The organism is Chitinophaga silvatica (genome assembly GCF_003419895.1).
Classification (GTDB): Bacteria; Bacteroidota; Bacteroidia; order Chitinophagales; family Chitinophagaceae; genus Chitinophaga; species Chitinophaga silvatica.
The window spans coordinates 1-25,480 of sequence record NZ_QPMM01000010.1 but is presented as its reverse complement, the minus strand read 5'-3'; the positions used below and the strand labels follow the sequence as shown (position 1 = coordinate 25,480).

Annotated in this window: 25 protein-coding genes and 1 tRNA gene; 19 read left to right on the top strand and 7 right to left on the bottom strand. The window is 40.7% G+C overall.

Annotated elements, in window-relative coordinates; all coding sequences use genetic code 11:
• Positions 1–199: 199 nt before the first annotated feature.
• Both DVR12_RS17980 and DVR12_RS17975 read left to right on the top strand, forming a co-directional pair.
• Positions 200–664 (top strand): Panacea domain-containing protein, encoded by a 465-nt coding sequence (locus DVR12_RS17980; RefSeq protein WP_116977183.1) that lies wholly within the window; start codon positions 200–202, stop codon positions 662–664.
• Positions 665–680: 16 nt separating this feature from the next.
• Entirely contained in the window at positions 681–1,103 is a 423-nt protein-coding gene (locus tag DVR12_RS17975; protein ID WP_116977182.1) for an MAG6450 family protein, read from the top strand.
• An 86-nt stretch (positions 1,104–1,189) separates the two neighbouring features.
• Here DVR12_RS17975 and DVR12_RS17970 read toward each other — a convergent pair whose 3' ends face one another.
• Positions 1,190–2,437, bottom strand: coding sequence for a glutamate-5-semialdehyde dehydrogenase (locus tag DVR12_RS17970; protein WP_116977181.1), 1,248 nt, complete (start codon positions 2,435–2,437; stop codon positions 1,190–1,192).
• 15 nt (positions 2,438–2,452) lie between these two features.
• Positions 2,453–3,487, bottom strand: a complete 1,035-nt coding sequence (gene proB, locus DVR12_RS17965; RefSeq protein ID WP_116977180.1) for a glutamate 5-kinase — start codon at positions 3,485–3,487, stop codon at positions 2,453–2,455.
• 227 nt (positions 3,488–3,714) lie between these two features.
• Here proB and DVR12_RS17960 point away from each other — a divergent pair, with 227 nt between their 5' ends.
• From DVR12_RS17960 to DVR12_RS17950, 3 genes are all read left to right on the top strand, one after another.
• Positions 3,715–3,984, top strand: a complete 270-nt coding sequence (locus DVR12_RS17960) for an ArsR/SmtB family transcription factor (RefSeq protein ID WP_116977179.1) — start codon at positions 3,715–3,717, stop codon at positions 3,982–3,984.
• 133 nt (positions 3,985–4,117) lie between these two features.
• On the top strand, positions 4,118–4,876 hold the full coding sequence (locus DVR12_RS17955; protein ID WP_116977178.1) for a glucose 1-dehydrogenase: 759 nt from the start codon (positions 4,118–4,120) through the stop codon (positions 4,874–4,876).
• 18 nt (positions 4,877–4,894) lie between these two features.
• A complete protein-coding gene (locus tag DVR12_RS17950; protein WP_116977177.1) occupies positions 4,895–5,647 on the top strand; it encodes an SDR family NAD(P)-dependent oxidoreductase in 753 nt (250 codons plus the stop codon).
• 236 nt (positions 5,648–5,883) lie between these two features.
• Here DVR12_RS17950 and DVR12_RS17945 read toward each other — a convergent pair whose 3' ends face one another.
• Together DVR12_RS17945 and DVR12_RS17940 are read right to left on the bottom strand one after the other, a co-directional pair.
• Positions 5,884–7,311: an aminotransferase-like domain-containing protein gene (locus DVR12_RS17945; protein ID WP_116977176.1), complete on the bottom strand. Its 1,428-nt coding sequence runs from the start codon at positions 7,309–7,311 to the stop codon at positions 5,884–5,886.
• Between the two features lie 43 nt (positions 7,312–7,354).
• Positions 7,355–8,785, bottom strand: coding sequence for an aminotransferase-like domain-containing protein (locus DVR12_RS17940; RefSeq protein ID WP_116977175.1), 1,431 nt, complete (start codon positions 8,783–8,785; stop codon positions 7,355–7,357).
• Between the two features lie 100 nt (positions 8,786–8,885).
• Between DVR12_RS17940 and DVR12_RS17935 the strand changes: the two genes are divergently transcribed.
• The 10 genes from DVR12_RS17935 to DVR12_RS27825 all read left to right on the top strand — a co-directional run bounded on the left by DVR12_RS17935 (position 8,886) and on the right by DVR12_RS27825 (position 16,531).
• A complete protein-coding gene (locus DVR12_RS17935) occupies positions 8,886–9,332 on the top strand; it encodes a carboxymuconolactone decarboxylase family protein (protein WP_116977174.1) in 447 nt (148 codons plus the stop codon).
• 104 nt (positions 9,333–9,436) lie between these two features.
• Complete coding sequence (locus tag DVR12_RS17930; protein ID WP_116977173.1) at positions 9,437–10,333, top strand: DNA-3-methyladenine glycosylase family protein; 897 nt, start codon at positions 9,437–9,439, stop codon at positions 10,331–10,333.
• An 8-nt stretch (positions 10,334–10,341) separates the two neighbouring features.
• Complete coding sequence (locus tag DVR12_RS17925) at positions 10,342–10,827, top strand: methylated-DNA--[protein]-cysteine S-methyltransferase (protein ID WP_116977172.1); 486 nt, start codon at positions 10,342–10,344, stop codon at positions 10,825–10,827.
• A 115-nt stretch (positions 10,828–10,942) separates the two neighbouring features.
• Positions 10,943–11,860 carry an EamA family transporter gene (locus DVR12_RS17920; RefSeq protein ID WP_116977171.1) on the top strand — a complete coding sequence of 306 codons (918 nt, stop codon included), beginning with the start codon at positions 10,943–10,945 and terminating at the stop codon, positions 11,858–11,860.
• Between the two features lie 116 nt (positions 11,861–11,976).
• Entirely contained in the window at positions 11,977–12,417 is a 441-nt protein-coding gene (locus DVR12_RS17915; RefSeq protein WP_116977170.1) for a GNAT family N-acetyltransferase, read from the top strand.
• A 13-nt stretch (positions 12,418–12,430) separates the two neighbouring features.
• Complete coding sequence (locus DVR12_RS17910; RefSeq protein ID WP_116977169.1) at positions 12,431–12,994, top strand: NUDIX domain-containing protein; 564 nt, start codon at positions 12,431–12,433, stop codon at positions 12,992–12,994.
• A gap of 20 nt (positions 12,995–13,014) precedes the next feature.
• Positions 13,015–13,833 (top strand): 23S rRNA (guanosine(2251)-2'-O)-methyltransferase RlmB, encoded by an 819-nt coding sequence (rlmB, locus tag DVR12_RS17905; RefSeq protein WP_233522423.1) that lies wholly within the window; start codon positions 13,015–13,017, stop codon positions 13,831–13,833.
• A gap of 30 nt (positions 13,834–13,863) precedes the next feature.
• On the top strand, positions 13,864–14,715 hold the full coding sequence (locus tag DVR12_RS17900; protein ID WP_116977168.1) for a hydroxymethylglutaryl-CoA lyase: 852 nt from the start codon (positions 13,864–13,866) through the stop codon (positions 14,713–14,715).
• Positions 14,716–14,724: 9 nt separating this feature from the next.
• Complete coding sequence (locus DVR12_RS17895) at positions 14,725–15,699, top strand: GSCFA domain-containing protein (protein ID WP_116977167.1); 975 nt, start codon at positions 14,725–14,727, stop codon at positions 15,697–15,699.
• Between the two features lie 178 nt (positions 15,700–15,877).
• Positions 15,878–16,531, top strand: a complete 654-nt coding sequence (locus DVR12_RS27825) for a hypothetical protein (RefSeq protein ID WP_199417140.1) — start codon at positions 15,878–15,880, stop codon at positions 16,529–16,531.
• A gap of 77 nt (positions 16,532–16,608) precedes the next feature.
• Here the strand turns inward: DVR12_RS27825 and DVR12_RS17885 are convergent, their stop codons facing one another.
• Complete coding sequence (locus tag DVR12_RS17885; protein ID WP_233522422.1) at positions 16,609–18,105, bottom strand: MFS transporter; 1,497 nt, start codon at positions 18,103–18,105, stop codon at positions 16,609–16,611.
• A gap of 141 nt (positions 18,106–18,246) precedes the next feature.
• Here DVR12_RS17885 and DVR12_RS17880 point away from each other — a divergent pair, with 141 nt between their 5' ends.
• On the top strand, positions 18,247–20,520 hold the full coding sequence (locus tag DVR12_RS17880) for a patatin-like phospholipase family protein (RefSeq protein ID WP_116977166.1): 2,274 nt from the start codon (positions 18,247–18,249) through the stop codon (positions 20,518–20,520).
• Here the strand turns inward: DVR12_RS17880 and miaE are convergent.
• A complete protein-coding gene (gene miaE / locus DVR12_RS17875) occupies positions 20,517–21,113 on the bottom strand; it encodes a tRNA-(ms[2]io[6]A)-hydroxylase (RefSeq protein WP_116977165.1) in 597 nt (198 codons plus the stop codon). The genes DVR12_RS17880 and miaE overlap by 4 nt on opposite strands.
• Before the next feature lie 61 nt (positions 21,114–21,174).
• Here miaE and DVR12_RS17870 point away from each other — a divergent pair, with 61 nt between their 5' ends.
• The 3 genes from DVR12_RS17870 to DVR12_RS17860 all read left to right on the top strand — a co-directional run bounded on the left by DVR12_RS17870 (position 21,175) and on the right by DVR12_RS17860 (position 24,908).
• Positions 21,175–22,284, top strand: a complete 1,110-nt coding sequence (locus tag DVR12_RS17870) for an aminotransferase class I/II-fold pyridoxal phosphate-dependent enzyme (protein ID WP_116977164.1) — start codon at positions 21,175–21,177, stop codon at positions 22,282–22,284.
• A 49-nt stretch (positions 22,285–22,333) separates the two neighbouring features.
• Complete coding sequence (locus tag DVR12_RS17865; RefSeq protein WP_116977163.1) at positions 22,334–24,757, top strand: penicillin acylase family protein; 2,424 nt, start codon at positions 22,334–22,336, stop codon at positions 24,755–24,757.
• 78 nt (positions 24,758–24,835) lie between these two features.
• Positions 24,836–24,908, top strand: a tRNA-Lys gene (locus DVR12_RS17860).
• A gap of 201 nt (positions 24,909–25,109) precedes the next feature.
• Here the strand turns inward: DVR12_RS17860 and DVR12_RS17855 are convergent.
• On the bottom strand, positions 25,110–25,480 hold a 371-nt coding region (locus DVR12_RS17855; protein WP_199417139.1), incomplete at its 5' end, for a transposase.

The following is a 25,480-nucleotide window of genomic DNA, read 5'->3' as shown; positions in this document are numbered from 1 at the left end:
AATCAAAATGAACGAAAATGCTTTTTGTGGCGATAAGCCATAATAGTATTTTCGTTCTTCTTTTTTAGGGTATTGTAGTTTTGAAAATATTGATTGATATAAAGAGTTAAATAACAGCCTAAGTAATCTCAAAAGTGATTTTCCCCTATTAGAATGAAAAGCAAGTATTGAATATTTAGTGGAAATAAAAATTTCATTGATGAGTTATACCGCAAATAAAGTAGCAGATTGGTTTTTAGCCCATTTGAATACAAATGCCGGAGATACAATTTCTCCGCTGAAATTACAGAAGTTAGTTTACTATGCTCAGGCCTGGCATCTTACAAAATTTAATAAACCATTGTTTGACGAACCAATTGAGGCCTGGGTGCATGGACCTGTAGTGCCCAGCTTATTTTACAGATTTAAAGATACCTGCAGGGAAGGAATAATAAATAGTCTTGAAGTTTCTGATGTTACTGATTTCCCATTTGCGACTAATCAATTGTTGGAGGAGGTATATTTCGTTTATGGAGAACATTCTGCGGGGTATCTCGAAAAACTAACTCATAGTGAACCTCCATGGATAGAGGCAAGAAGAGGACTACAAATTTACGAAAAGAACGATACTAAAATTACTCATGAAGCTATGATTGAATATTATAGTAGTCTGCAAATGGAATAGTAAACTGTTAATAATTATGCCAAATATAGGTCAACAAAAAGCAAGAATTACAAGACTTGCATCTAATATTAACGACTGGAAACTTGATGGAAATAAGGCTGGTGTTATTGCATCGATAAGATTTGTTCAACATACCTATCAATGCTTTTCTGATTGGAGCAAACAGGATATGAAGGTGTTTTGGACGTTTATCGAAAAACTACATCGCTACAATTGGCAGGATTTATTGAATACTGGAGGAAAGCATAATAAAACAGGACTGGCACCAACAATAATTCCAAGAAGCAAATACCCTGATTGTGATTTCAAAGCCGGGCTTACAGAGGATGTTCAATTATTTGAACTGAGAATAGATCATACAAAAAGAGTTCATGGTTTCAGAGTGGACGCACTTTTTTACATCTGCTGGTTAGATAAGAATCATGTGATCTGTCAATAATCTATTGTAAGGTCCTGAGTATAAACACAAGTAATAATACCTAAGCTATTGACACTGCCAACCCGTATCAATAGCTTAGTCCTAAACTATCTTATCTGCCCATTTCCAAACACAAACCATTTTTCGGTGACCAGCTTTTCTAAAGCAAATGGTCCGCGGGCATGTAATTTCTGTGTTGAAATACCTATTTCAGCGCCTAATCCAAATACTCCTCCATCTGTAAATCTTGTGGAAGCATTCAGGTATACAGCTGCTGCATCTACCTCATTTAAAAAGCGCTCACTGGCAGCGTCATCATTAGTAATGATAGCTTCTGAATGTTTGCTGCTGAATTGCTGGATATGTGATAAAGCGGCTGTCGTATCCTCAACTACCTTGACAGAACATTTCAATGAAAGAAACTCTCTACCAAAATCCTCAGGGGTTGCAGCTACCAAATATGGATATTTCAGTTCCTTCAAAATTGGATAGGAAATTTCGTCGGCGAAAATTTCAACTTCAAATTTTTCTAACTGAGGGGATAGAAGTTTAAGAAACTCGGAAGCTACAGGAGCATCGATCAATACTGTGTCTAAAGCATTACAAACCGAAGGTCTGGATACTTTGGCATTGGTTACAATAGTGGCGCCCTGGGCCAGATCCGCGGTTTTTTCTATGTAGGTATGACATACTCCGGCTCCGGTTTCAATAACCGGTACCCTTGAATTAGCCCTTACAAATTCAATTAATTGTTCTGAACCTCTGGGAATGATTATATCAATATACTTAACAGCAGTAAGTAGCTCATTGACCAAACTACGATCTGTAGGTAAGAGTTGTACTGCATGCTCGTCTACTCCAAATGCTTTTAGTGAGGCTTGTATAATTTGAACAAGAATTGTGTTGGTATCAAAAGCATCACTGCCACCTCTGAGTACACAACCATTTCCGGAGCGTATGCAAAGAGCTGCTACATCAATCGTTACATTGGGTCTCGATTCGTAGATAACACCAACCACGCCAAGAGGAACTGATTTCTTCTGGACCAGGAGTCCATTTGCCAGTCTTTTTTCGGATAACAGAACATTTGCGGGATCAGGTAATGCAGCTATTTCGTGCAAGCTATTTGCCAGATCACCTATGCGTGATTCAGTTAGTAGTAACCTGTCTTTTTTCGGATCGGCATCCGACATCCTGTCGAGATCCTTTTTGTTGGCTTCAATTATAGCGGCTGTATTGTCGAAAATCGCAGCAGCTAAGTGTTTGAGTAAAGCCTGCTTTTGTGAATCAGGAAGCTGCCTGACCGAAATGCTTGCCTGTCTGGCCTTTTCTAATAAAGGTTGTATCGTTTCCATGATCAGATCAGAATTTTATAGCAGCACAATATCATCGGCATGTGCTACCTCAATATTTTGAGCTCTATGATTGGCTTCCAGTATATCGGAAGCAATTTTGGCTCTGCCTACTGCAATTACAATATTTGTATCATTAACTATTTCTATAACCTCACCGCATTCAAACTTTTCAAGTACAGCTTTCACACCTACGGCCAGGAGGCTGTGTCTTTTCTCTAAAGCTTCCTGGGCGCCTGTATCAACCTGAATGCGTCCGGTAACCAGGCTTCCGCTTGCAAGCCATTTTTTACGGGCTGGCATACTGCAAGGCTGAGGGAGACATAGAGTACCGGTGTTGCCTTTGATGGCATTCAGAATTCCGTCTTCGGTCCGGATTCCGAAAATGACAACACGGATGCCCATACGAGTGGCTAATCGTGCAAAGGTTAATTTAGATACCATTCCACCGAGGCCGAGGGCCGATTTTTCTTTGTCGGCAAGGCCCAGGGCTTCTTTATCAATTACATCAATTTGGGGCACTACTTTTCCTTCTCTGTCGAGCACTCCGGCTACGGAGGTGCTAAACAGCAGGAGGGAGGCTCCAAATCCAACGGCAATCAGTGTAGCCAGTTCATCGTTATCTGAAAATTTTAATTCCAGGCTGCTTACCACATCATTTTCGTTGGCTATCGGGATGATGTTGCTGGCCCATAGTTCTTCGTAGGTCCGTTTTAATTGTAAAAACTGATTTCTATCGGAGAAATGCTGGCGCTCGCACAGACTTTGAGCTACTGCAATATTATAGGGGGCAAAATAGCGGCTATATTTATTTAGAAGTAGCGGATTTCCAATGGCGGCGGCAGCTTTTCTTTCACTGATAGTTCCATTATAATGGCGCAGGAACTGCTTTCCGGCAGCCACAGCACCGGACGACACTAAAACTATATGATAATTGGCATGTAATTCCGCAACCTGACGGGCAATGCCGGCAATAACTGTTTCATCAAGATCGCCGTTTTGATGTGTTATGGATGCGGTTCCAAACTTTATAACTAATATCGGTTTACTCACTTTTTCCAGATTTGGTGACTAAAATAAAAACTATTCCTGGCTTTTTTGGAATGATTTCACATAAAGCCCTCGAATTGTTGAAAAAAATATAAGAATTGCTGTAAATACTATGAAATCGTCAATTTATCTATTTACGATTGAAACGAGGTTTCAGCATTTTAAAAAATCTCAAAATAAAAATCTATCGAAATATTTCGATATTTCGAAAATGTGCTTATATTTGTGTTATGGATTTAGCAGTTATAGAAAAAGCAGCAAATGCCATCGCCGATAAACATCGATTAAGCATACTAATGGAAGTAGTTCGGAAAGGGTCGCTGGTTTGTGGTGATGTTTGTGAATTTACATGCTTGAAACAACCAACAGTTTCTCACCATGTCAAAATTCTGGTAGACAGTGGCGTGCTTAATTCTACCAAAAACGGACGAGTAGTTGAATTAACTCTTAATAAAGAGATGATGAAACAACTGTCGATGTTCTTTCTTCAATTAAGCTAAGTGCAATACGGGCAAAAGCACTAAGCTTTTTTTATAGATTAATATATTGATATTTTTAAATTAATGAATGGAAGAGAATTATATTCTCTTTTTTAAAGGGTTTAAATATTGATAAACTTAAATAAATCAATAAATGTTATCACTCGAAAATAAAATAGCTGTTGTAACAGGTGGAAATAGTGGAATAGGATATGCTACAGCCAAAGACTTTATAGAACAGGGCGCCAATGTAATAATCACAGGACGCAATGAAGCTGCCATCAATAATGCCGCAGCAACATTAGGACCACAGGCAGAGGCGTTTACCGCAGATCAAAGTATCCTTGCCGATACTAAAAAACTTACAGCGTTTATACATGAACGATATAAGCAAATTGATATCCTCTTTGTAAATGCAGGTATCACCGGGAAGATCGGGCCTTTCTCGGAAGTGACCGAAGAGAATTTTGACGAAGTAATGAACATCAATACTAAGGGTGCTTTCTTTACTATTCAACAATTCCTTCCTTTAATAAAAGACGGAGGTACAATTATCCTTCTTTCTTCCGTAAATGCCTTAAGTGGTATGCCAGGCGCCATCGTTTACAATGCCAGTAAAGCTGCCCTCAATGCATTCGGGCGAACACTTTCACGTGAACTGGTTAGCAGAAGAATCAGAGTTAATACAGTAAACCCTGGTCCGGTTAAAACAGATATTCTCATTAAAGCAGGTATTCCTGAAGAAGTAGTGGCTGGAAAGGATTTCGCAAAATCGGTACCGGTAGGAAGATCAGCAGAAGCATCAGAAATAGCAAAGCTGGTGACATTTCTTGCATCAGATAACGCACAATTTATAAACGGAGCAGAGTATAATATCGATGGCGGGTTGTTTGTACATCCATTGTTGGGCTAATTCAACTAATTAAAATCAATGACATCATTTAAAGATAAAATAGTTGTTATCACTGGTGGTAACAGCGGGATTGGATATACAACAGCAGCATCATTTTTAGAAAAAGGCGCAAAGGTTTTGATAACAGGTCGAAATCCGGGTGCAGTACAGCAGGCTGTATATGCACTCGGGCATCCTGCCGAAGGATTTAAAGCTGATCAGAGCGATTTAAAAGAAGTACGCAGACTGGCAGATTATATACAGGGTAGGTTTGGAACAATAGATTCGTTATTCATCAACGCTGGTTTTGCAGCCGTGGGGCCTGCAGATGCATTAACTGAAGAAGAGTATGATAAAATCATGAACACCAACTTTAAGGGTGCCTTCTTCACTATCCAATACATTTTACCATATATCAAGGATGGTGGCTCCATCACAATTTTATCGGCGCTCAATGCAAATGCAGGAATGCCGGGAACTTCAGCTCTCTCCGCCTCCAAAGCGGCCCTGAATTCACTTGCCAGAACGCTGGCCCGTGAACTGGCTGGCCGGCGAATCAGAGTAAACGTAGTGAACCCTGGTGTGATTGAAACTCCATTGCTGGATAAAGCTGGTCTCACTGAAGAAGCCCGTAGGTTTATTGCCGATAAAACACCTGTTGGAAGATTAGGGAAACCAGCCGATGTGGCAAACCTGGTAACTTTTCTGGCTTCAGAAAATGCTGGTTTTATTACTGGTGCAGAATATAATGTAGACGGCGGCCTTTTCGTGCATCCGTTGATTGCCTCATAAGAGTCCAGTAGTTGTACCGGGGTCAACTCATTCAGCTGACCCCTGGCAACACGGATAAAAGATATTCCTTTGTTGATTTACAGTTATGGTTGTTTAGAAAGTTTGCGAATCCCATTTTTAGTTGCCGGCCGGGCATTTTGCTTGTCATAAAATTGCCCGGTGGCAGCTAAATAAAAGAATTTTGACATTAGTTGTAGGTTAAGCAATACCGGGATATTCTTATCCCGGTTAATTTTTTAACTCATCTTCCGAATAAGTTTTCCCAATGTTTTCAGACTATCTTCAACCTGCTTACTGAAAGGGGTTCCGAAACTAATACGTAAACAGTTATTGTATTTGTTTTGCAAAGAAAATATACGGCCAGGACAAAACGTGATCTGATGTTTTAAGGCCTGCTGAAATAACTCAAATGTATTAATGTGATCTTCCAGTTCTACCCAAAGCACACATCCACCTAAAGGTCTGGATACTTTTGTACTTTCCGGAAAATATTCATTGATCGCCTGTGTATACCGCAGACATTGCGTATGTAATATCTTACGGAGATTCCGCAAGTGAAACTCATATCTTCCTATTTCTAAAAAATGTCCTACTGCCGCCTGAGTAATAGAGGCTGTTGCCAATGAGTGATTATGCTTGATCCTTAGCATTTTATCTTTATACCTCCCTGGTATTGCCCAGCCCACTCTATAACCGGGGGCTAATGATTTGGAGATAGAGCTACAAAGGATCACATGCCCAAGTTTATCAAATGTTTTACAATTTACCGGCCTTTGTTTCCCAAAATACAGATCCCCATATATATCATCTTCTATCAATGCTATATCATGTTTCACGATGATGTCTACCAACTTCTTTTTATCCTTTTCCGCCATGCAGGTACCCAGTGGATTATTGAAATTGGTAACAAACAAACAGGCTTTGATTTTATGCTTGGGAATGGCTTTGTCGAGATACGCCAGATCAACCCCATGAACCGGATGCATTGGTAATTCAAGTACTTTAAGCCCCAGGCTTTCTGCCAGTTGCATAGAGCCGTGATAGGCCGGACTTTCTATGGCAATTGTATCACCGGGTTTGGTAGATGCCGACAGCGAAAGAGTTAGGGCATCCATACAACCGTTTGTGGTAATTATATCATCGCCCGTAAATGCTGCGCCCCAACTTAACGACAACCGGGCAATCTGTTGCCGCAACGTTGCATTCCCCTGTAAAGGCTCATATCCCACGCCATAATCCGGAAGTGTTCTCAGTGCATGTGTAACAGCTTTTGCCATTTTTGCTGCCGGCAAAACAGTAGCCGGTGGCATGGCTATGGAGAAATCCATAATCCCTGTTCCTCTGTATTGATGAAATACCTGTAATACCATCTCTGATACTGTTACTTCGCAGGATTTCCTTACCGGTGCAGAAGCACTAGGCATTGCAGGCATGCGGCGGGAATTGAACTTTATATAATATCCCGACTTGGGCCTGGATTCAATCAGTCCTTTTGCTTCTAAGTGATAATAAGCCTGGAAAGCCGTACTTAAACTGATTCCCTGCTGTTTACTAAGCATTCTGACGGAAGGAAGTTTCTCTCCAATTTTCATTACTTCCTTTTCAATCAATTGCTCTATATTATCTGCTACCTGCAAATAAAGATGGTCGGCGGTTTTAATCATAACAGTAAATCTGATATGATCAAAAATACAAAAAAAGCAACTGTTATAATTGGGTTTTAATTAACCTCCCCAATGTTTTTATTGCGTAATCCTGTTCTTCGGTCCAGGGATTGGCATTACTTAATCGCAGGCAGTTACCATAAACATGCTGACTCGAAAACAAGGGGCCGGGAGTAAATATTATTTCTTCCTGCCGGGCAGCATCAAACAATTGCCAGGTATCTACTTTTGGCGGTAAAACAACCCAGATAGCCAGGCCTCCCTGTGGTTGGGTAAGTTGAGTGCTGGCAGGAAAGTAGTCCTGAATGGCTTTACTCATTTGCCTGGTTTGCATACTGAGGGCTTGTCGTAGTGCTTTTAAATGCAGATCGAAGCGGTTTTGATTGAGATATTTATTTAACAGCAGTTGAGGTAAGGTACTGGTGCCCCCTGAAGCCATAAATTTAAGTTGAGAGATTTTCTCATGGTACCTGCCACCAATGATCCATCCAATGCGTAAGCCGGCCGCCACTGACTTGGAGAAAGAAGAGCAATAGAGTACCCAGCCTTCCTGGTCATAGGATTTAACAGTTTTGGGCCTGTCGATCCCAAAATGCAGATCACCATAAACATCATCTTCGATAAGCGGAACCTGATACTGCTGCAGCAGTTTAGCCAGTTGTTCCTTTTGAGGATCAGGAATACAGCAGCCGAGAGGGTTACCATAATTAGGAACCAACAAACAAGCCTGCACCTTCTTCTGCTTAAATGCATGTTCCAGTTTATCGAGCTGTATGCCGGTTACCGGATCTGTTGGTATTTCCAATGCTTTCATACCAAGATTTTCTATTGCCAGTAATAATCCGAAGAAGGTAGGAGATTCAATTGCAATGGTATCACCTGGTTTGGCAACGGCTCTCAGGCATAAGGTTGCCGCTTCCAACATCCCGTTTGTGATAATAATATCTCCAGGAGCAATAGCTCTGCCCCAGTTCAGGGAAAGCCGGGCTATTTGCTTTCTCAAAGGCTCATATCCCTGAATATGACCATAGGGGATATATTCATCTGTTAATTCTCTGGCGGTAGCGGCCAGAGCTTTTTTTAATCTGGCAACTGGTAATATTTTAGGATTGGGAGCTGCTCCAATCAGGGAAATTGATTTAATACCAACGTTATAGTGATTTAACCGGGCCAGTTGCTCATTTACCTGAACCTGAGCCGGTTTCAATATTGGTTTACTAATTGGAGGAAGGGCTCTTTGATTGCGCCTGTGGGAATATCTGACATAGTATCCCGATTTTTCCCTGGCTTCAATCCAGCCCTGTTTTTCTAAATAAGCATATACCTGAAGGGCTGTACTGATACTGATATTATGCTCCAGATGCAGAGTGCGTACTGAAGGTAGTTTATTCCCCTCTGAATAGGCGCCATCACTAATCATTTGCTGCAATTTTTCAGCAAGCTGAAGGTATTTGTAAGCAATGTTTTTTCCCATGCACACAAAGTTAAACTGTTATGGTTTAAGTTGTAATATTCTGTATCTGTTCTGGTGTCTGTAATTGTAGTTATTTTGTCTTATCAAAAACAGATATACAATGGAAGCAAGAATGAATCTTTACAAACTGGTTCCTGGTGCATATGATGCCATGAAACACCTGCAAAATTTTGTAGATACTCTGGGAGTGGATCATACTATTGCAGAATTGATAAAAATACGGGCTTCTCAATTGAATGGTTGTGTGTTTTGCCTGAATATGCATACCAGAGATGCCAGGAAGCAGGGGGAAACTGAACAACGTATTTATGCATTATCTGCCTGGGAAGAAGCTCCATACTATACTGATAGGGAAAGAGCTGCTCTGGCACTTACAGAAGCTATTACCCTTGTTAGCAGTACCCATGTACCAGACAGTGTTTACAACGAAGCACTGAAAGTATTTACACCTGAGGAAATCGGGAAAATTATAATGAATATTGTTATTATCAATTCCTGGAACAGAATAGCTGTATCAACAAGAACCCAACCGGTTGATAATTTATAATAAGTTATTTATTCTCTTAATACAGTAGTAAAAAATTGCTGCTGTATTAAGAGAATATATCATGTCTGTATGTTGTTTAAACAGGGATAATGTATCTTTGAGTTATGCAATTCAGAGTGCCAATTACCGATCCTGTTAACTTCTCTTTTAGTGAATGTTTATGTTTTCTGAGCCGTTCTCCCAAAGAATGTCTGCACTACATTGTTGATGGAAAAATCAGGCGGATGATCCTCACTGAAGGAGAACCTGCAGTAATTGAAATAACAATGGAACCCGGAGCAGATTACCTGACAGTGGAAGTACTGGCACCGGAAGAACCAGTTGCTACTGCCCCCATTGCCGCCTATATTACCCGTTGGTTACATTTGGATGAATCGTTAAATAATTTTTATCAATTTACAGAAACCGATCCTTTGCTGAAAGGTTTAGCACAGGAATTTAAAGGACTTAGATTGATAGGGATGCCCGATTTGTTTGAAGCGCTTAGCTGGGCAATCATCGGGCAACAGATTAACCTTACGTTTGCCTATACACTGAGAGAAAGACTGATTAAAACATTCGGGTTTCATACGAACGTAAACGGGATGGATTATTACTTATACCCTCAACCCGCGGTAATTGCTGCTTTGACGCCGGAACAATTGCAGCCAATGCAATTTTCCAGGAGTAAGGCACAATACCTGATCAACACAGCAACCAGTATGGTGAATGGGGAGTTATCGCCCGAACGTTTAGATCAGATGGATTATGAAACAGCCCGGGAAAGTCTAGTGGCCTTGAAAGGAATTGGCAATTGGTCGGCCAATTATGCATTGATGAAATATCGTCGTTTTCCCCAATCTGTTTTATTGGAAGATGTTGGATTACAAAATGCTATAAAAAATAGATTAAATTTGAAGAATAAGCCTTCAATGCCGGAGTTGCAGACATATACCCGGTTATGGAAGGAACATACAGCATATGCCACTTTTTATTTGTGGAGATCATTATTGCCCCAATAGTATTTTTCATGGAAGTAGGAATTTATCATTTACGTATAGACAGTCCCGTAGGTGCAATTCAGATTACAGGCACCCATGAATTTATTAATGCCATTTCATTTACGGAAGAGCCACCGGAAAACTTTCCCAAACCTCCTACCTTGTTGCTGGATTGCGCTCAGCAGCTTTACGAATATTTTAGTGGAACCCGCAAAACATTTGACCTGCCCCTGTTTCAGGAAGGAACTGATTTTCAGCAACAGGTATGGACTCAGTTGCTGGCTATTCCTTTTGGTCAGACCATTTCATACCAGCAGCTGGCCAGGCGGATTAAAAATCCAGGGAGTATCAGGGCTGTAGGAACTACTAATGGTAAAAACAGGTTGGCGATTGTAGTGCCCTGCCATAGGGTTATAGGCAGTAATGGTACACTTACCGGTTATGCGGGCGGATTATGGAGGAAGCGCTGGCTGATCGAACATGAAAGAGTAGATCTTTTTACCGGATTGTTATAAAAAACTGATCTGGTCATAATAGTAAAAACTGCATCTGTTTTTATAGTGATAAAAGTTTCAATTTTGGGTTCAGTTTCCAAAGCAGGAATGAAGGCCTCAAAATTGAAACTTTTTTATGAACAGACCGAGTAACAGTGCATATATCGCACTGGCTATTGTTAGTATTTTCTGGGGAACCACTTATCTGGCCTCGAGTATTGGAGTTAGGCAAATGCATGGAATTACATTGGCAGGAATTCGTCAATTAATGGCAGGAATTTTATTAATTAGCTTCTTTTTGCTGAAGGGAAATAAAATTCCGGGCAAAATGGCCTTATCCCGACTATTCATCATTGGTACACTGATGTTGTGTGGTGGAAATGGTTTGTTAACTACTGCAATGAGATATATCCCAAGCGGATTAGCAGCAATTATTGCGGCTACTATCCCAATCTGGGTCACCATTGCAAGCTACTTCCTGGTGCAACGTACCCGTATCACCTGGCAATTGATTGCAGGGATGCTGCTTGGATTTGCCGGAATTGCAGGGATCTTCTATAATTATTTGTCGAGCTTAATGAACCCCGATTTCCGGTTTGGAATACTAATAGCTTTTGGGTCCTGTATCTTCTGGGCGCTGGGTTCTGTATTAACGGCGAAATGGTCGCTTGGTATTAATTATTTATACGGTGCTGGATTTCAGATGTTTTTCAGTGGAGTTATAATGTTACTGATTTCCACATTCATACTGGGTGAGGAAATTCATCCTTCCACTTTTACGCTTGATCTCTGGGAGAGCTTACTGTACCTGATTTTGGTAGGGTCTGTATTCGCCTATTCTGCTTATGTTTTTACACTAAGAAATTTGCCGCCTGCACAGGCAGCTATATATGCCTATATAAATCCGATTGTGGCTGTATTGTTAGGCTGGATAGTCTTACATGAAAGTCTGACCTGGCTGACCGGTCTTTGTTCTTTAGTTACAATTGGAGGAGTATATCTGGTGAACTATTCCATCAACCGGCAACGAAACCTGTCGAATACGGCATCATAAATTTTTTAAGGTAGAATGACAACTGCTCTAATGGTCTTTACCATCGGGCATCTTTTTATTAGTTTGAATAAATGAATTAAATTGAGAGTGTATTTAATCCTCTCAATTATTATCTTATGGAAGTAACTCAGGCAACAGAGCTGCATACAAATGAGGTAGCAGTATTGTTTGATGCATATCGTAGTTTTTACGATCAAGCCCCCGATTTTAAAGGAGCCCTCGAATATATTACAGACAGAATTACCAAAAAAGACAGTATAATTTATATTGCAATGCTGGAGGAAGAAATAATCGGCTTCTTGCAGCTATATCCAATATTTACTTCAATAGGAATGAAGCGGGCATGGATTTTAAATGATATCTATGTTTTGGAAGAACATCGTGGAATTGGAGCAGGGAAGGCTCTTATGGCAGCAGCGTATAAACATGCAAAAGATACTGAATCTGGTTGGATAATGCTACAGACCTACATTTCAAATACTGTTGCCCAGGCGCTGTATGAAAAAGAAGGATTTGTGCGGGATACAAATTCTTACTACTATTACAAGAAAATATAGCCAGCATAAGTATATGGACACAACAAAAAACCCTTGGAAAATTCATTCCAAAGAAATAAGATATGAGAATAATTGGATCAGCGTATGGCATCACGAAGGATTAAACCCAGCAGGAACTCCCGGAATTTACGGTGTTGTCCATTTTAAAAACAAGGCTATTGGTATTGTTGCATTAGATAATGAAGGATATATATATCTGGTTGGGCAGTACAGATTTCCTATGAACCGCTTTAGTTGGGAAATCCCGGAAGGTGGTGGGCCATTGACGGAAGAACCCCTGGCTACAGCCAAAAGAGAACTACTGGAGGAAACCGGGCTGGTAGCACAACATTGGGAAGAAATATTGAAATTAGATATTTCCAATTCCGTATCTGACGAGGAAGGTGTTATTTTCCTGGCAACTGGCCTGACCCAGGAAACCCCTGAGCCGGAAGAAACAGAACAACTTCTGGTTAAGAGAATCCCGCTTGAAGAAGCCTATAATATGATCAATAAGGCAGAAATTACTGATTCTATAACTGTTGCTGCCATACAAAAAGTGATGTTAATGCGCTATGAAGGCTCATTAAACAAATAAACCCGTTACCTTTGTGGTACATGGAAAGAAAATCTCATACTTTCAAAGGAGAAAGAAAATCAGGAGGGGGGCATCGCCCGAATAAATACGCTACTCAAAGGCCTAAGCAATCGGCAATGGTTATTGGCCGTCAGCCTATTTTAGAGGCCCTGAAAATTGGCAAGCCAATCGAACGTATCTATATGCTGCGTTCTGCCACGGGAGATATTATCCCTCAAATAATAGAATTAGCTCAAAATAATAGTATCCCTGTAAATTATGTACCTGTAGAAAAGCTCAATGCGCTTACTCAGGCTAATCACCAGGGTTGTATTGCGCTTACCAGTAATGTTACCTATCTCGATTTGCAGGATGTAATTTCCCATGTAATTGAGCAGGGTGCTACACCACTCTTTCTCATCCTCGATGGAATTACAGATGTAAGAAATATAGGAGGCATTGCCCGTAGTGCTGTTTGTTGCGGAGCCCAGGCAATTATTATTCCTGATAAAGGCATTGCAGCCTTAAATGAGGAAGCAATGAAATCATCTGCCGGTGCACTGGAAAAAATCGCTATTTGCCGGGTAAATAGCCTGAATAAGGCGATAGATACGCTGCATCTCAATGGAATTAAGGTATTGTCCAGCGAAATGGAAGCCCCTGCTAAATTGTATGATTGTAATCTGAAAGAACCTGTAGCGGTAATTATGGGGTCTGAAGATAAAGGGGTATATCCTGCATTGATAAAGGCCTCTGATGAACTGTTCCATATTCCAATGGCAGGGAGTTTTGAGTCGTTCAATGTATCAGTGGCTGCAGGGATTATTCTTTATGAAGCCCTGAAGCAACGTACTGTCTGATCAATCTTCTGAATTGTAAAATATTACGATATGCTTAAATTGATTGAATGTCCGCGCGACGCCATGCAAGGTTGGCACAGAATTATTCCGACAGAGGAAAAAATTGCTTATCTGAATGCATTGCTTAAAGTTGGATTTGATACCATCGATTTTGGCAGTTTTGTATCGCCCAAAGCCATCCCTCAAATGGCCGATACCAAAGACGTAGTAACAAAACTGGATTTAAGTAATAGTAAGAGTAAGTTATTGGCCATCGTTGCTAATCTTAGGGGAGCAGAAGAAGCTGTTACTTTTGAAGAGATTACCTATTTAGGATTTCCTTTTTCTGTATCAGAAACATTTCAGTTAAGAAATACCAATAAAACAATTGCAGAATCTTTGGAGCAGGTTCACGCTATGCAGGAGTTATGCATAAAGAACCGCAAAGAGCTTGTTATTTATATCTCTATGGGTTTTGGTAATCCGTATGGAGATGCTTATAGCCCTGAAATTGTTTTAAGGTATGTGGAAGAAATGGCGAAAATGGAAATTGGAATAGTTTCTCTGGCAGATACAGTAGGAGTGGCCGACCCTTTTACTATCACTAATCTATTCAGGCATTTAATTCCAGCTTATCCAAATATCGAAATAGGAGCGCACTTTCATGCTGCTCCCGATAACTGGCAGGAAAAGGTACTCGCTGCCTATAACAATGGATGCAAAAGATTTGATAGTGCCATGAAAGGTATTGGTGGTTGCCCGATGGCGAAAGATGATCTGGTGGGAAATCTGGCAACTGAGAATATGATTGCTTTCAGTAAAGCGCATAACGAACCATTATCACTCGATCCGGGTGCCTTATTGGAAGCTCAGGCTATGGCCGATACCGTTTTCCGCAATTAACATGATTACATGCAGTTTCATTTAAGCTTTCCGATATCTCCATTAGTTCCTGGTATTCAGCATAACCAGCAATTAATGCTTATGGGCTCTTGCTTTGCCGAGGAAGTAGGGGCGCAATTAACAGACCATAGATTTAACACAATTATTAATCCCAATGGGATTTTATTTAATCCACTCAGTATTACACGTGCTTTAACCAGTTACCTGGATGGAAAGCTGTATACCGAATCAGATCTTTTTCAACATCAGGATATCTGGCATAGCTGGCAACATCATAGCCGGTTCTCTGGACTGAGCAAGGAAGCTGTATTGCAGCAAATCAATCAATCTCAGACTACTGCTATTAAGGCAGTTGAGAAGCTGGATTGGCTTATAATCACACTTGGCTCTGCCCATGCATATACACTTAAGGAAAATTCCCAGATAGTTGGAAACTGTCATAAGGTGCCGGCTTCCAATTTCGATAAACGATTGTTAACAGTAGAGGAAATTGTAACCTCTCTCGATAATGTAATGCATCGTTTGTTTTTCAGAAACAGAAAAGTTAATATACTCTACACCGTTAGCCCTGTCAGATATGTGAGAGATGGTGTAGTGGAAAATAATCTGAGTAAAGCAATATTACTGCAGGCAGTACATCATTTAGTCAATAAATTCAATCGCCTTTATTATTTCCCTGCATATGAATTAGTGATAGATGACCTGCGCGATTATCGTTTTTATAAAGAAGATCTTGTTCACCCAAACGAGCAGGCTATTCAATATGTCTGGGAGCATGTAACTAAATATTGTATTTCTCCCGATAGCCAGGAATTGATTAAAGAAATTGCTGAAATCAGGAAAGCTGCCGCCCATAAACCATTTAACCCTGAAAGTGAAAAGCATATCTTATTTCTGAAACGATATGAAGATAAGGTGAGAAAGTTGATGATATTATATCCACAAATTGATTTTCAACCTTTATTATTGTCTTTTATCAGATAACCGTTCCCGTGATACCATGCTTAGCTATGAGGTATCATGGGAATGCGTTTTTTTACTATTTTCCAAAGCATTTACTTCCTACCTTTCTTCCTGAAAAATCTAGTTGTAACCATTTATCTATTTCCCCAATAGTAGCCAGAAACCAACGCATTTTTACTCCATAAATATATTCAATCAAATGAAACACATTTTAGTTGCAACGCTGCTTACATTCCTGTTTATTTCCTGTTCCAAAGAGGGCCCGCAAGGTCCGCAAGGTACTCCTGGTGCTAACGGAGCCACCGGCGCTACAGGTACCACTGGAGCCACAGGTGCTACTGGAGCCACAGGTGCTACTGGAGCTACAGGTGCCACAGGAGCTACCGGCGCTACAGGAGCTACCGGCGCTACAGGAGCTACCGGCGCTACAGGAGCAACAGGTGCTACCGGTGCCACAGGTAATGCAAATGTAATGGTCTATGATAAGGATATTAATGACTGGCCATGGGTTGGTCATGTTACGTATTCCGATCTGGTAATCAATGCGCCTAATGTGCTGACTCAAGCCACATTAAATAGCTCAACCATCCTGGTATATGTTGTGTCTTCAGATTTTGGTTCGCAATGGACGCTATTGCCATTTCATACGGTAACTGATATTACCATGACTGCAACAATTACTGTTGGAAGCGTAAGATTAGTAAAATCGCAGAATAACTCAGAATTGACAAATTCTACACAACGTAAATTGCGTCTGGTGATTATTAAGAATAGCGGAGATTCACAACCACTGAACAGGAGTGGGTTTGATATAAATAGTTATCCGGAAAATGAAGTGAAAACGTTGCTGTAATTGGGGCTGGGATTAATATATAACTTATTGACCGGAGGAAGAACTTGTTCCGTCATTCCTCCGGCCAATAATCCAACTTATAATACTTCGTTCTTTTTATCTTTCAGATAAATCAACCCAATAACAAAACAAACAAGCGCAATTCCTATAGGATATATAAGGCCAGCCAGATGGTTACCTGTATTTGCAACCAGTATTGTTGAAATAGTAGGCAGCAAACCTCCAAATATACCATTGCCTATATGGTAAGGCAGCGACATAGAGGTATAGCGTATACGGGTTGGGAACAGCTCCACTAAAAATGCGGCTATAGGTGCATAAACCATAGTAACGAATAGCACTTGCACGAAAATCAATAACACAAGCCATACGCTATTCATTCTGCTAACAGTCAATTCTTTTTTATCTCCGGTTTCCTTTAATACACTGCCATCGGAATAGCTGTGAATACGGGTAGTAGTAGTTATGAATTCTCCATTTTCAGCTTTATTAGTATGGCCTTCTATACGGAATAATGAAGTTTCTTCAGTTTTTCTACTAATATTTCCTATGTTATCCATTGCACTGTAAATAGGATAATAGGCTAGAGCCGCCAGTAACATCCCGGTAAGCATGATTTTTTTTCTGCCTATCCGATCCGATAATCCACCAAAATAAATAAAGAACGGAGTACCCATTAATAAAGCAATAGCAATAATAGTATTGGACTGAACAAACTCAATATTCATTGTTTTTTGCAGAAAAGACAATGCATAGAATTGCCCGGTATACCATACAACACCTTGCCCCATTGTAGCTCCAAACAAAGCTATTAATACCAGTTTGAGGTTTTCCTTATTACCGAAACTTTCCTTAATGGGATTGGTGCTTGTTTTTCCCTCTTTTTTCATCTGAGCAAAGAGAGGTGATTCTTTTAGTCGTATACGGATATAGTACGACATTATTACCAGCAGAATCGATAACAGGAATGGTATACGCCAGCCATAGGAACTAAAATCTTCCGGGGTCATCGACATACGGGTAAGGAGAATCACACCCAGGGAAACGAAGAGACCCAATGTAGCCGTTGTTTGAATAAAGCTGGTATAATACCCACGCCTGTTTTCCGGAGAATGTTCTGCTACATAAGTAGCTGCTCCTCCGTATTCGCCGCCCAGTGCAAGTCCTTGTACTAACCTTAACAGCAATACCAGTATAGGTGCTAATATTCCAATAGTGTGATAGCTGGGAATCAGACCTATAGCGAAGGTGGAGCCTCCCATCAGAATGAGGGTCAGCAGAAAAGTGTATTTACGGCCAACCATATCTCCAAGTCTGCCAAACACTATTGCCCCGAAAGGTCTTACAATAAAACCTACGGCAAATGTTGCCAGAGTGGCAATATAAGCCAGTGTTGGATTGCTGGGAGGAAAGAACTTTTCAGCAATAATAGCAGCAAGGCTACCAAAAATGTAGAAGTCGTACCATTCAATGAGCGTACCAGCCGAAGAGGCCAGGATTACCTGCCAGATATTCTGGGTGGAGGTGGTACTACCAGGCTTGCGCATTAAAGGCAAGGAAGTAGAGTTTTTCATACGTGTTAATTAGCGCGTTGATAAGCAGCAAATCAAGATAACAAAAATTTAGCTGGCCAACAAGAATGATAACGAAAAATCTACGGAGTGGCATGACCGTAAATACCTATAAACTCTTATCTTTAATAAGGATAAAAAATCATGAAGCAAGGCTTAATATCAATCTGGAAGATAGTAGGGCTAACAATGCTGGCTTTAGGTGCGGTGATTTTCACCGCAAAAGGGCAGCAGAATGCACGTGAGAGGCCCAAAATTGGATTAACACTCAGTGGAGGAGGTGCCAGAGGGCTTGCCCATATCGGTATTCTTCAGGCTATAGACAGCGCCGGACTGAAAATAGACAGGCTTACCGGAACCAGCATGGGAAGCATTGTAGGAGCGCTATATGCAATGGGGTACTCTGGAAAACAGATAGAAACAATAGCCCGCCGCCTACATTGGAATAGTCTGTTCTCGAATCAACCCGAACAAACAGAAATCTCATACGAAGAAAAGAAAGAATTCAGTAAATATATCATTGAAATCCCTTTCGAATACGGCAAACCCAAATTGGCTTCCGGGGTAATATCCGGCGAAGCATTGTGGTTGGAATTAGCAAAATTATGCTGGCCTGCCAAAAATGTAAAGAAGTTTGAAGATTTCAATATCCCTTTTAAGTGTATTGCAACCGATATTGCTACCGGAGAAATAGTTACCCTCGATAGTGGAGAAATTGTAACCAGCTTGCGGGCCAGTATGGCAATTCCTTCTATTTTTACTGCAGTTAAGATAGGTGACAGGAAATTGGTTGATGGTGGAGTGGTTAGAAATTTTCCTGTTATTACCGCCAAGGAAATGGGGGCCGATATTGTTATTGGATCCAATGTAAGTGCCGGGCTGAGAAAAGCAGATCAATTGGTTACACCTATTGATATTGTTTATCAATTAGGTTTTTATAAAGATGCAGATGATTTTAAGAAAGAAAGAGCTGTTTGTGATATTTATATTTCCATTAATAAAGAATTGTCTGAATACTCCGCTGCCAGTTTTGGCAGTAGTAGTGTAGATTCTATCATTACAATCGGGCAAAGAAAAGGCCAGGAGCTTTACCCGGTTTTCAAACACCTGGCAGATTCTCTGAAAACATTGTATCCTGAAGCACCACAGAAAGAAGACAGGATGCCTTTCGTTACAGACATAGAATTGAGCAGCATTGAAGTTTCGGGTTTGGTGCATTCTGATAAGAAATTCTTTTTACAAAGATTACATCTGAAACCAGGAGGTTGTTATACCGCTGAGCAATTAAGGAATGCTATTCTGAATGTATACGGAACACGCTTCTATAAACTGATTACCTATGACCTGGTGCCTGAAGGATATGGTAGAAGCAAAATGGATATTCAGGTAGAAGAGAATCCATTAACCTATGTAAAGTTTGCGCTCAATTATAATACGTTTACTGGAGCTACAGCCATTGTAAATCTGACGCAACGCAATTTCATCGTACCCAATTCCCGCTCCTTCGTTTCGGCTGCCATCAGTGAAAACCCCCGGCTGGAAGCAGAATATTTTAAATATATGGGGCGTAGCAGAACATTTGGGTTTGGAATTAGTACTTATTACGAAAACAATGGATTGGCCTTTTTTGATTCCGATTTTAATAAAATGCAAACCTATCGTAACAAGTACGCTAATGTGAATATGAGCATGCAGTATACAATTGGAAGGGATATTGCATTTGGTGGAGGTACCAGGTGGGAGTATATTAAATATAAACCACAGTTTTCTCCTTATGTTGAAGTACGTGGCAGCACCAACCAACTAAATACTTATTTTTCATTCGGAGTAAATTCTCTTGATCAGAAACAATTTCCTACAAAAGGTTTGCTGATGAATCTGGAAGCCGGATACATTTATAATCAGCATTCCGGAATCAAGGTCAATGCCGACGGCGTGCCGGTGGATATAGACAGTGCAGGGATCAATTTTAAAGATTATCAGCGTATCCTGATGAACCTGAAATATTATATTCCGTTAGGAAAGAAATCGACTCTGGAACTGGATGGCAATGTGGGATATAATATGAATTATAACGAATGGCAGGTAAACGGATATGTAGTTGGAGGGATGAATAATGTGGTAAGGAATCAGGTGCCACTGGTAGGACTATACGAAGGAGAAATAGTTACACCAAAGATTGGGGCTGCTCAACTAGCCTGGCAATATGAGTTTATCAGGAATTTTTATGCAATACCCCGGATAGGAGGGGCGCTGTACGATGGAACCCCTATGGGTGGTGGCCGATATAGTTCTATTATGGGTTATGGGCTGGGAGCAGCGTACAGCAGCCGTTTAGGACCTGTTGAAGCCACTATGATGTATAGCGATCAAATTGGCAAAATCAGGTTTTATGTGAACCTGGGATTCAACTTTTAGTGCATTCTATCTCCTCTGACATCAATATTCAGTAATACTTCGGCTTCATATTTCAGCCATTCCTGCCAGCGTTGATATACTTTTTCTTCAGGAAAGTATTCATTGGCAAGATCAATAAACAGGCGATAATGTCCTGCTTCCGAAATCATAAACCGGCGGTAGAATTCTTTCAGGTACTCATCTTCCAATCCTTCACTTAATAATCGGAAACGTTCACAGCTTCTTGCTTCGATTAAAGCGAAGATCAATAAAGCATCCAGGAAGCTATCTTCAGCATGTCCGCCTTTTTTGCGGTTTTCCAACAATGCATTTACATATTCATCCTTTCTTTGTCTTCCTAGTTCCAGGCCTCTCTTTTTTAACTCGGCCAGTACCTGCCGAAAATGGCCCCACTCTTCTGTTACGATTGGCGCCAATGCTTCAACCAGTTTGGTTCTTTCAGGGTTGCGCTGAATTAACGAAATTGCGGAAGATGCAGCTTTTTGCTCACAGTAGGCATGATCGGTAAGTATATCCTGCAGAGAAATGGCTGCAAGATTCACCCAGCGGGGATCTGTAGGTAACTTTAATCCAAGTATCGAAACTTTACTCACTTTAGCTTTTTTTGCGAAGATAATTGCAAAGTTTAAATTGTGCGTTCCAAAAGTTAAAAGTATGGATAGAGAGCAATTTTTGTCGAAATGGTTAGATGAGCGCAAAGCTGCTCATTCTTACCGCGAATTACGTTTACCTGCCGGGAAGGTAGATTTTTGCTCGAATGATTATCTGGGGCTAGCCAGAAACCCGGACGTCAGGCTGCAGATACATACATTGATGGAAGAAAGGCATCCGGCTCATGGAAGTACAGGTTCCCGCTTGCTCAGTGGAAATTATGAGTGGATAGAGTCGATAGAGCAGGACCTGGCCAGCTTCCATAAAGCAAAGGCAGGATTGCTTTTTAATTCGGGTTATGATGCCAATCTTGGTTTATTTTCCAGTGTAGCAAGGCGAAACGATACCATTATTTATGACCAGTTAATTCATGCCAGTATTCGTGATGGAGTGAGATTATCTGCGGCTCAATCTTTTTCATTTGCGCATAATGAGGTGCAGGATTTGGAAAAGAAGCTGCAGAAAGCTACAGGCAATATTTTCGTTGCAGTGGAGTCGGTATACTCTATGGATGGAGATGTGGCGCCCTTGAAGGAAATAGCAGAGATCTGTAATAAGTTCGAGGCTCATCTGATTGTGGATGAGGCACATGCTACGGGAGTGGTAGGTCCGGCTGGTGCAGGATTGGTGCAGGAACTGAAACTGGAAGGAGATTGCTTTGCTCGTGTACATACCTTCGGAAAAGCTGTAGGTTGTCATGGTGCGGTAGTTCTGGGCTCGGCCTTATTGCGGCAGTATCTCATCAATTTTTCAAGATCATTTATTTATACAACTTCTTTACCACCTGCATCCCTGGCGGCTATTGAAGCCGGCTATTCACATTTTCCGTATATGGATGAAGAACGCAGGCATTTGCAGCGATTAATCATGCAGTTTAGAGCAGGTATTACCAATGCGACAATGATGCCCGGTAATTTACCTATTCAGGCAGTTTTAACTCCGGGTAATGAGTATACCAGAAAAATAGCAGGAAATTTACAGGCAGCAGGATTGGATGTAAGACCAATTTTACATCCAACAGTACCGGCTGGTGCAGAGCGTTTAAGAATTGTGTTTCATAGTTTTAATACAGAAGTGGAAACAACAGCGCTGATAAAAGTCTTGCAGTTATAAGGTAGTAATAGAAAATTAATGTATTTTCATAGATAACAGTTTTGTTACTATGAGAATCATTCCAGCTGTCATTACCGGAGCCATTACATTATCGCTAACCTACGTTTTTAGCCACAAACTTGGGCAGATTCCTCCTTTGGGAAAGTTGTTGAGTCCACAAACCGGATTTTGGCAAAATGCCGAGCCGGTTGGGGAATTCCCGCAACAATCAATATCGGTGCCTGGAGTGCAGGGAAAGGTGGAAGTTTGGTACGACGACAGAATGGTTCCTCATATTTTTGCAGACAGTGAAGCCGATGCCTATTACGTTCAGGGCTATATAACAGCAAAAGACAGGTTATGGCAAATGGAGTTGCAGACCTTTGCAGCAGCGGGGCGGTTGTCTGAAATTCTGGGTTCTAAGCTGATTGCATATGACAGGCAGCAAAGGCGTTTGGGGATGGTATATGCTGCAGAAAAAACTGTAACCGAGATGAATAAGAATCCGGCTACTAAAACGGCGGTTGAGAGTTATACAGCCGGAATAAATGCCTATATCGCCACATTAAATCCTTCCGCTTACCCTGTAGAATACAAAATACTCGACTACAAGCCTGAGAACTGGGATCCTTTGAAAACAGCATTGCTGTTGAAGTATATGTCGAACGATCTTGCCGGTTACAGCTCAGATCTTGAATTCACCAATGCCCGCAGGTTTTTTACATTAAAAGATTTTAATCAGCTTTATCCTGATTTCATTGATGCAACAGATCCTATCATTCCCAAAGGAACTGTTTATCCATCTCCTTCAGTAAAAGCCATAGCACCGGCAGATAGTGTTATTGCGGCGAATGAAGCCTATCTGAAATTCAAAATGGAAAAACCAGATCCTGAGAATGGAAGTAATAACTGGGCAGTAAGTGGCAGTAAAACCCGTTCTGGTGCGCCTATTTTATGTAACGATCCGCATTTAGGGCTTTCATTACCTTCTCTGTGGTATGAAATCCAGATTCATACACCTACAATGAATGTATATGGAGCTTCATTACCTGGCTCTCCCGGGGTTATTATTGGATTTAATGATCATGTAGCCTGGGGTGTTACCAATGGAGCTGATGATGTAAAGGATTTCTACAGAATGCAATTTAGAAATGGCAAATCCGAATATTTATTTAATGGCAGTTATCAGAAATCAGATATACGGGTTGAAGAAATAAAAGTTCGGGGTGAACAGCCATTTTACGATTCAGTTGCATACACAGTATTTGGACCTGTGATTTTTGATGATAGCTATCCGAATAAGGTTGAAGGAGAATTATTTCTCTCTATGCGTTGGAAGGCACTTGATTCTTCGAATGAACTGAATACATTTTACTCACTAAATAAAGCAAAGAATTACGACGATTATCTGAATGCATTAAAAGGATATTCGTGTCCGGGCCAAAACTTCGTTTTTGCTGATAAATCCGGTGATATTGGACTCTGGCATAATGGAGAGTTTCCTATGCGGTGGAAAGATCAGGGAAAATGGATTATGCCGGGAACAGACAACAGCTTTGCATGGCAGGGATATATTCCGCACGAAGAATTACCACATATAAAGAATCCTGAGCGTGGTTTTGTTAGTTCTGCCAATCAGCGGGCTACAGACGATACCTATCCTTATCCGGTTTATGGAATGTATGATGTGTATCGTGGAGTACGCATTAATCAGCGGTTAACTGCAATGAGTGCTATTACACCTCAGGATATGATGAAGCTACAGAATGATGATATGAATCTCTTTGCTGCGAATGCATTGCCATTAATCAGAAAGTTTATTGATAGTACATCATTCACTGAAGAGCAGCAGCCTTATTGGCAATTATTATCATCCTGGGATTTTGTTGCATCGCCAGATAGTAAAGCAGCTACGATTTTTAATAAGTTCTGGGCTCAGTTAGAGGATAATCTCTGGTATGATGATATGCATCCAAAAGATTCTTCAGTGATGATTTATCCGCAATCATCTGTTACTTTACAATTGCTGACTAAGGATTCGAGCCTGCGTTTCATTGATAATAACAATACTCCTGAAAAGGAAACACTAACTCAACAAATGCATAGTGCTTTTGTAAGTATTGTGAAAGATTTATCTGAACTAAATAAAGCGAATCAATTAGAATTAGGTAAATCACGTGGTACCAACATCAATCACCTTTCCAGAGGAATTCCTGCCTTTAGCGCGCTACATTTAAATACAGGAGGAGGTACCCATATTGTAAATGCTACCAAGCAGACGTTTGGTCCTTCCTGGCGTATGATCGTAGAACTAACAGATAAGACTCTGGCATATGGAATTTATCCTGGCGGACAAAGCGGAAATCCGGGAAGTCCGTTTTATGATAATGCGGTGAATGATTGGGTAGCGGGCAAGTATTACCAGCTTCATATCTTCCAAAAAGAAGAAAAGGATGATGCTGCAATCCGCTACAAGCTTGTGTTTTTAAAATAATTTAAGAAAAATTTGGTTGGTTTGTAATAATTCCTATCTTTGCACTCCCATTACGAAAATAAGGGGGTAAAAAAAGAAGATTCCGTAGCTCAGTTGGTAGAGCAATACACTTTTAATGTATGGGTCTTGGGTTCGAGTCCCAACGGAATCACAGAAATAAAAAAGGCTTCAGAACTTATTAGTTTTGAAGCCTTTTTTGATTCGATATGTGATTAGTGCACTTAGGCTTATGCATAACTTCGGGATCAAGTTGAAAACTTGGGGGATGGCATAAATTTTACGCATACAGCTTGTGTAATCTAAACAGAAAAAACTCCACATTTCTCACCCCACGAAGAGCATTTCTAAATGACTATATCTTAGCATTAAATGATTCTGGTGCTGCGTTAGTGGCTCTGTTGTTAAAGAAGTTGAGTATACCCAGATAGTGTGTACGTATGGTTCTGGCAACGGTTTTGAAGGATAATAAGCCCGATTCTTCTACGTCATTATACCACAATGCAAGCTTCTTAAATGCTTCTTCCTTGCATTTGCAATGCTTGTAAATCTCTCCCAGTCGCAGGGATAACTGATATGCTTTATGTATGAGTGGGTAATTTGCAAACAAAATCTCTGCTCTTTGTCGTTGCTCTCTAGTCCATAATCTGGGATGTTTAAAGAGCAGATATCGGCTTCTGGCCAGCAATTGTTTGGCTGTATCCCCATTAATAAGACGAACGGGAT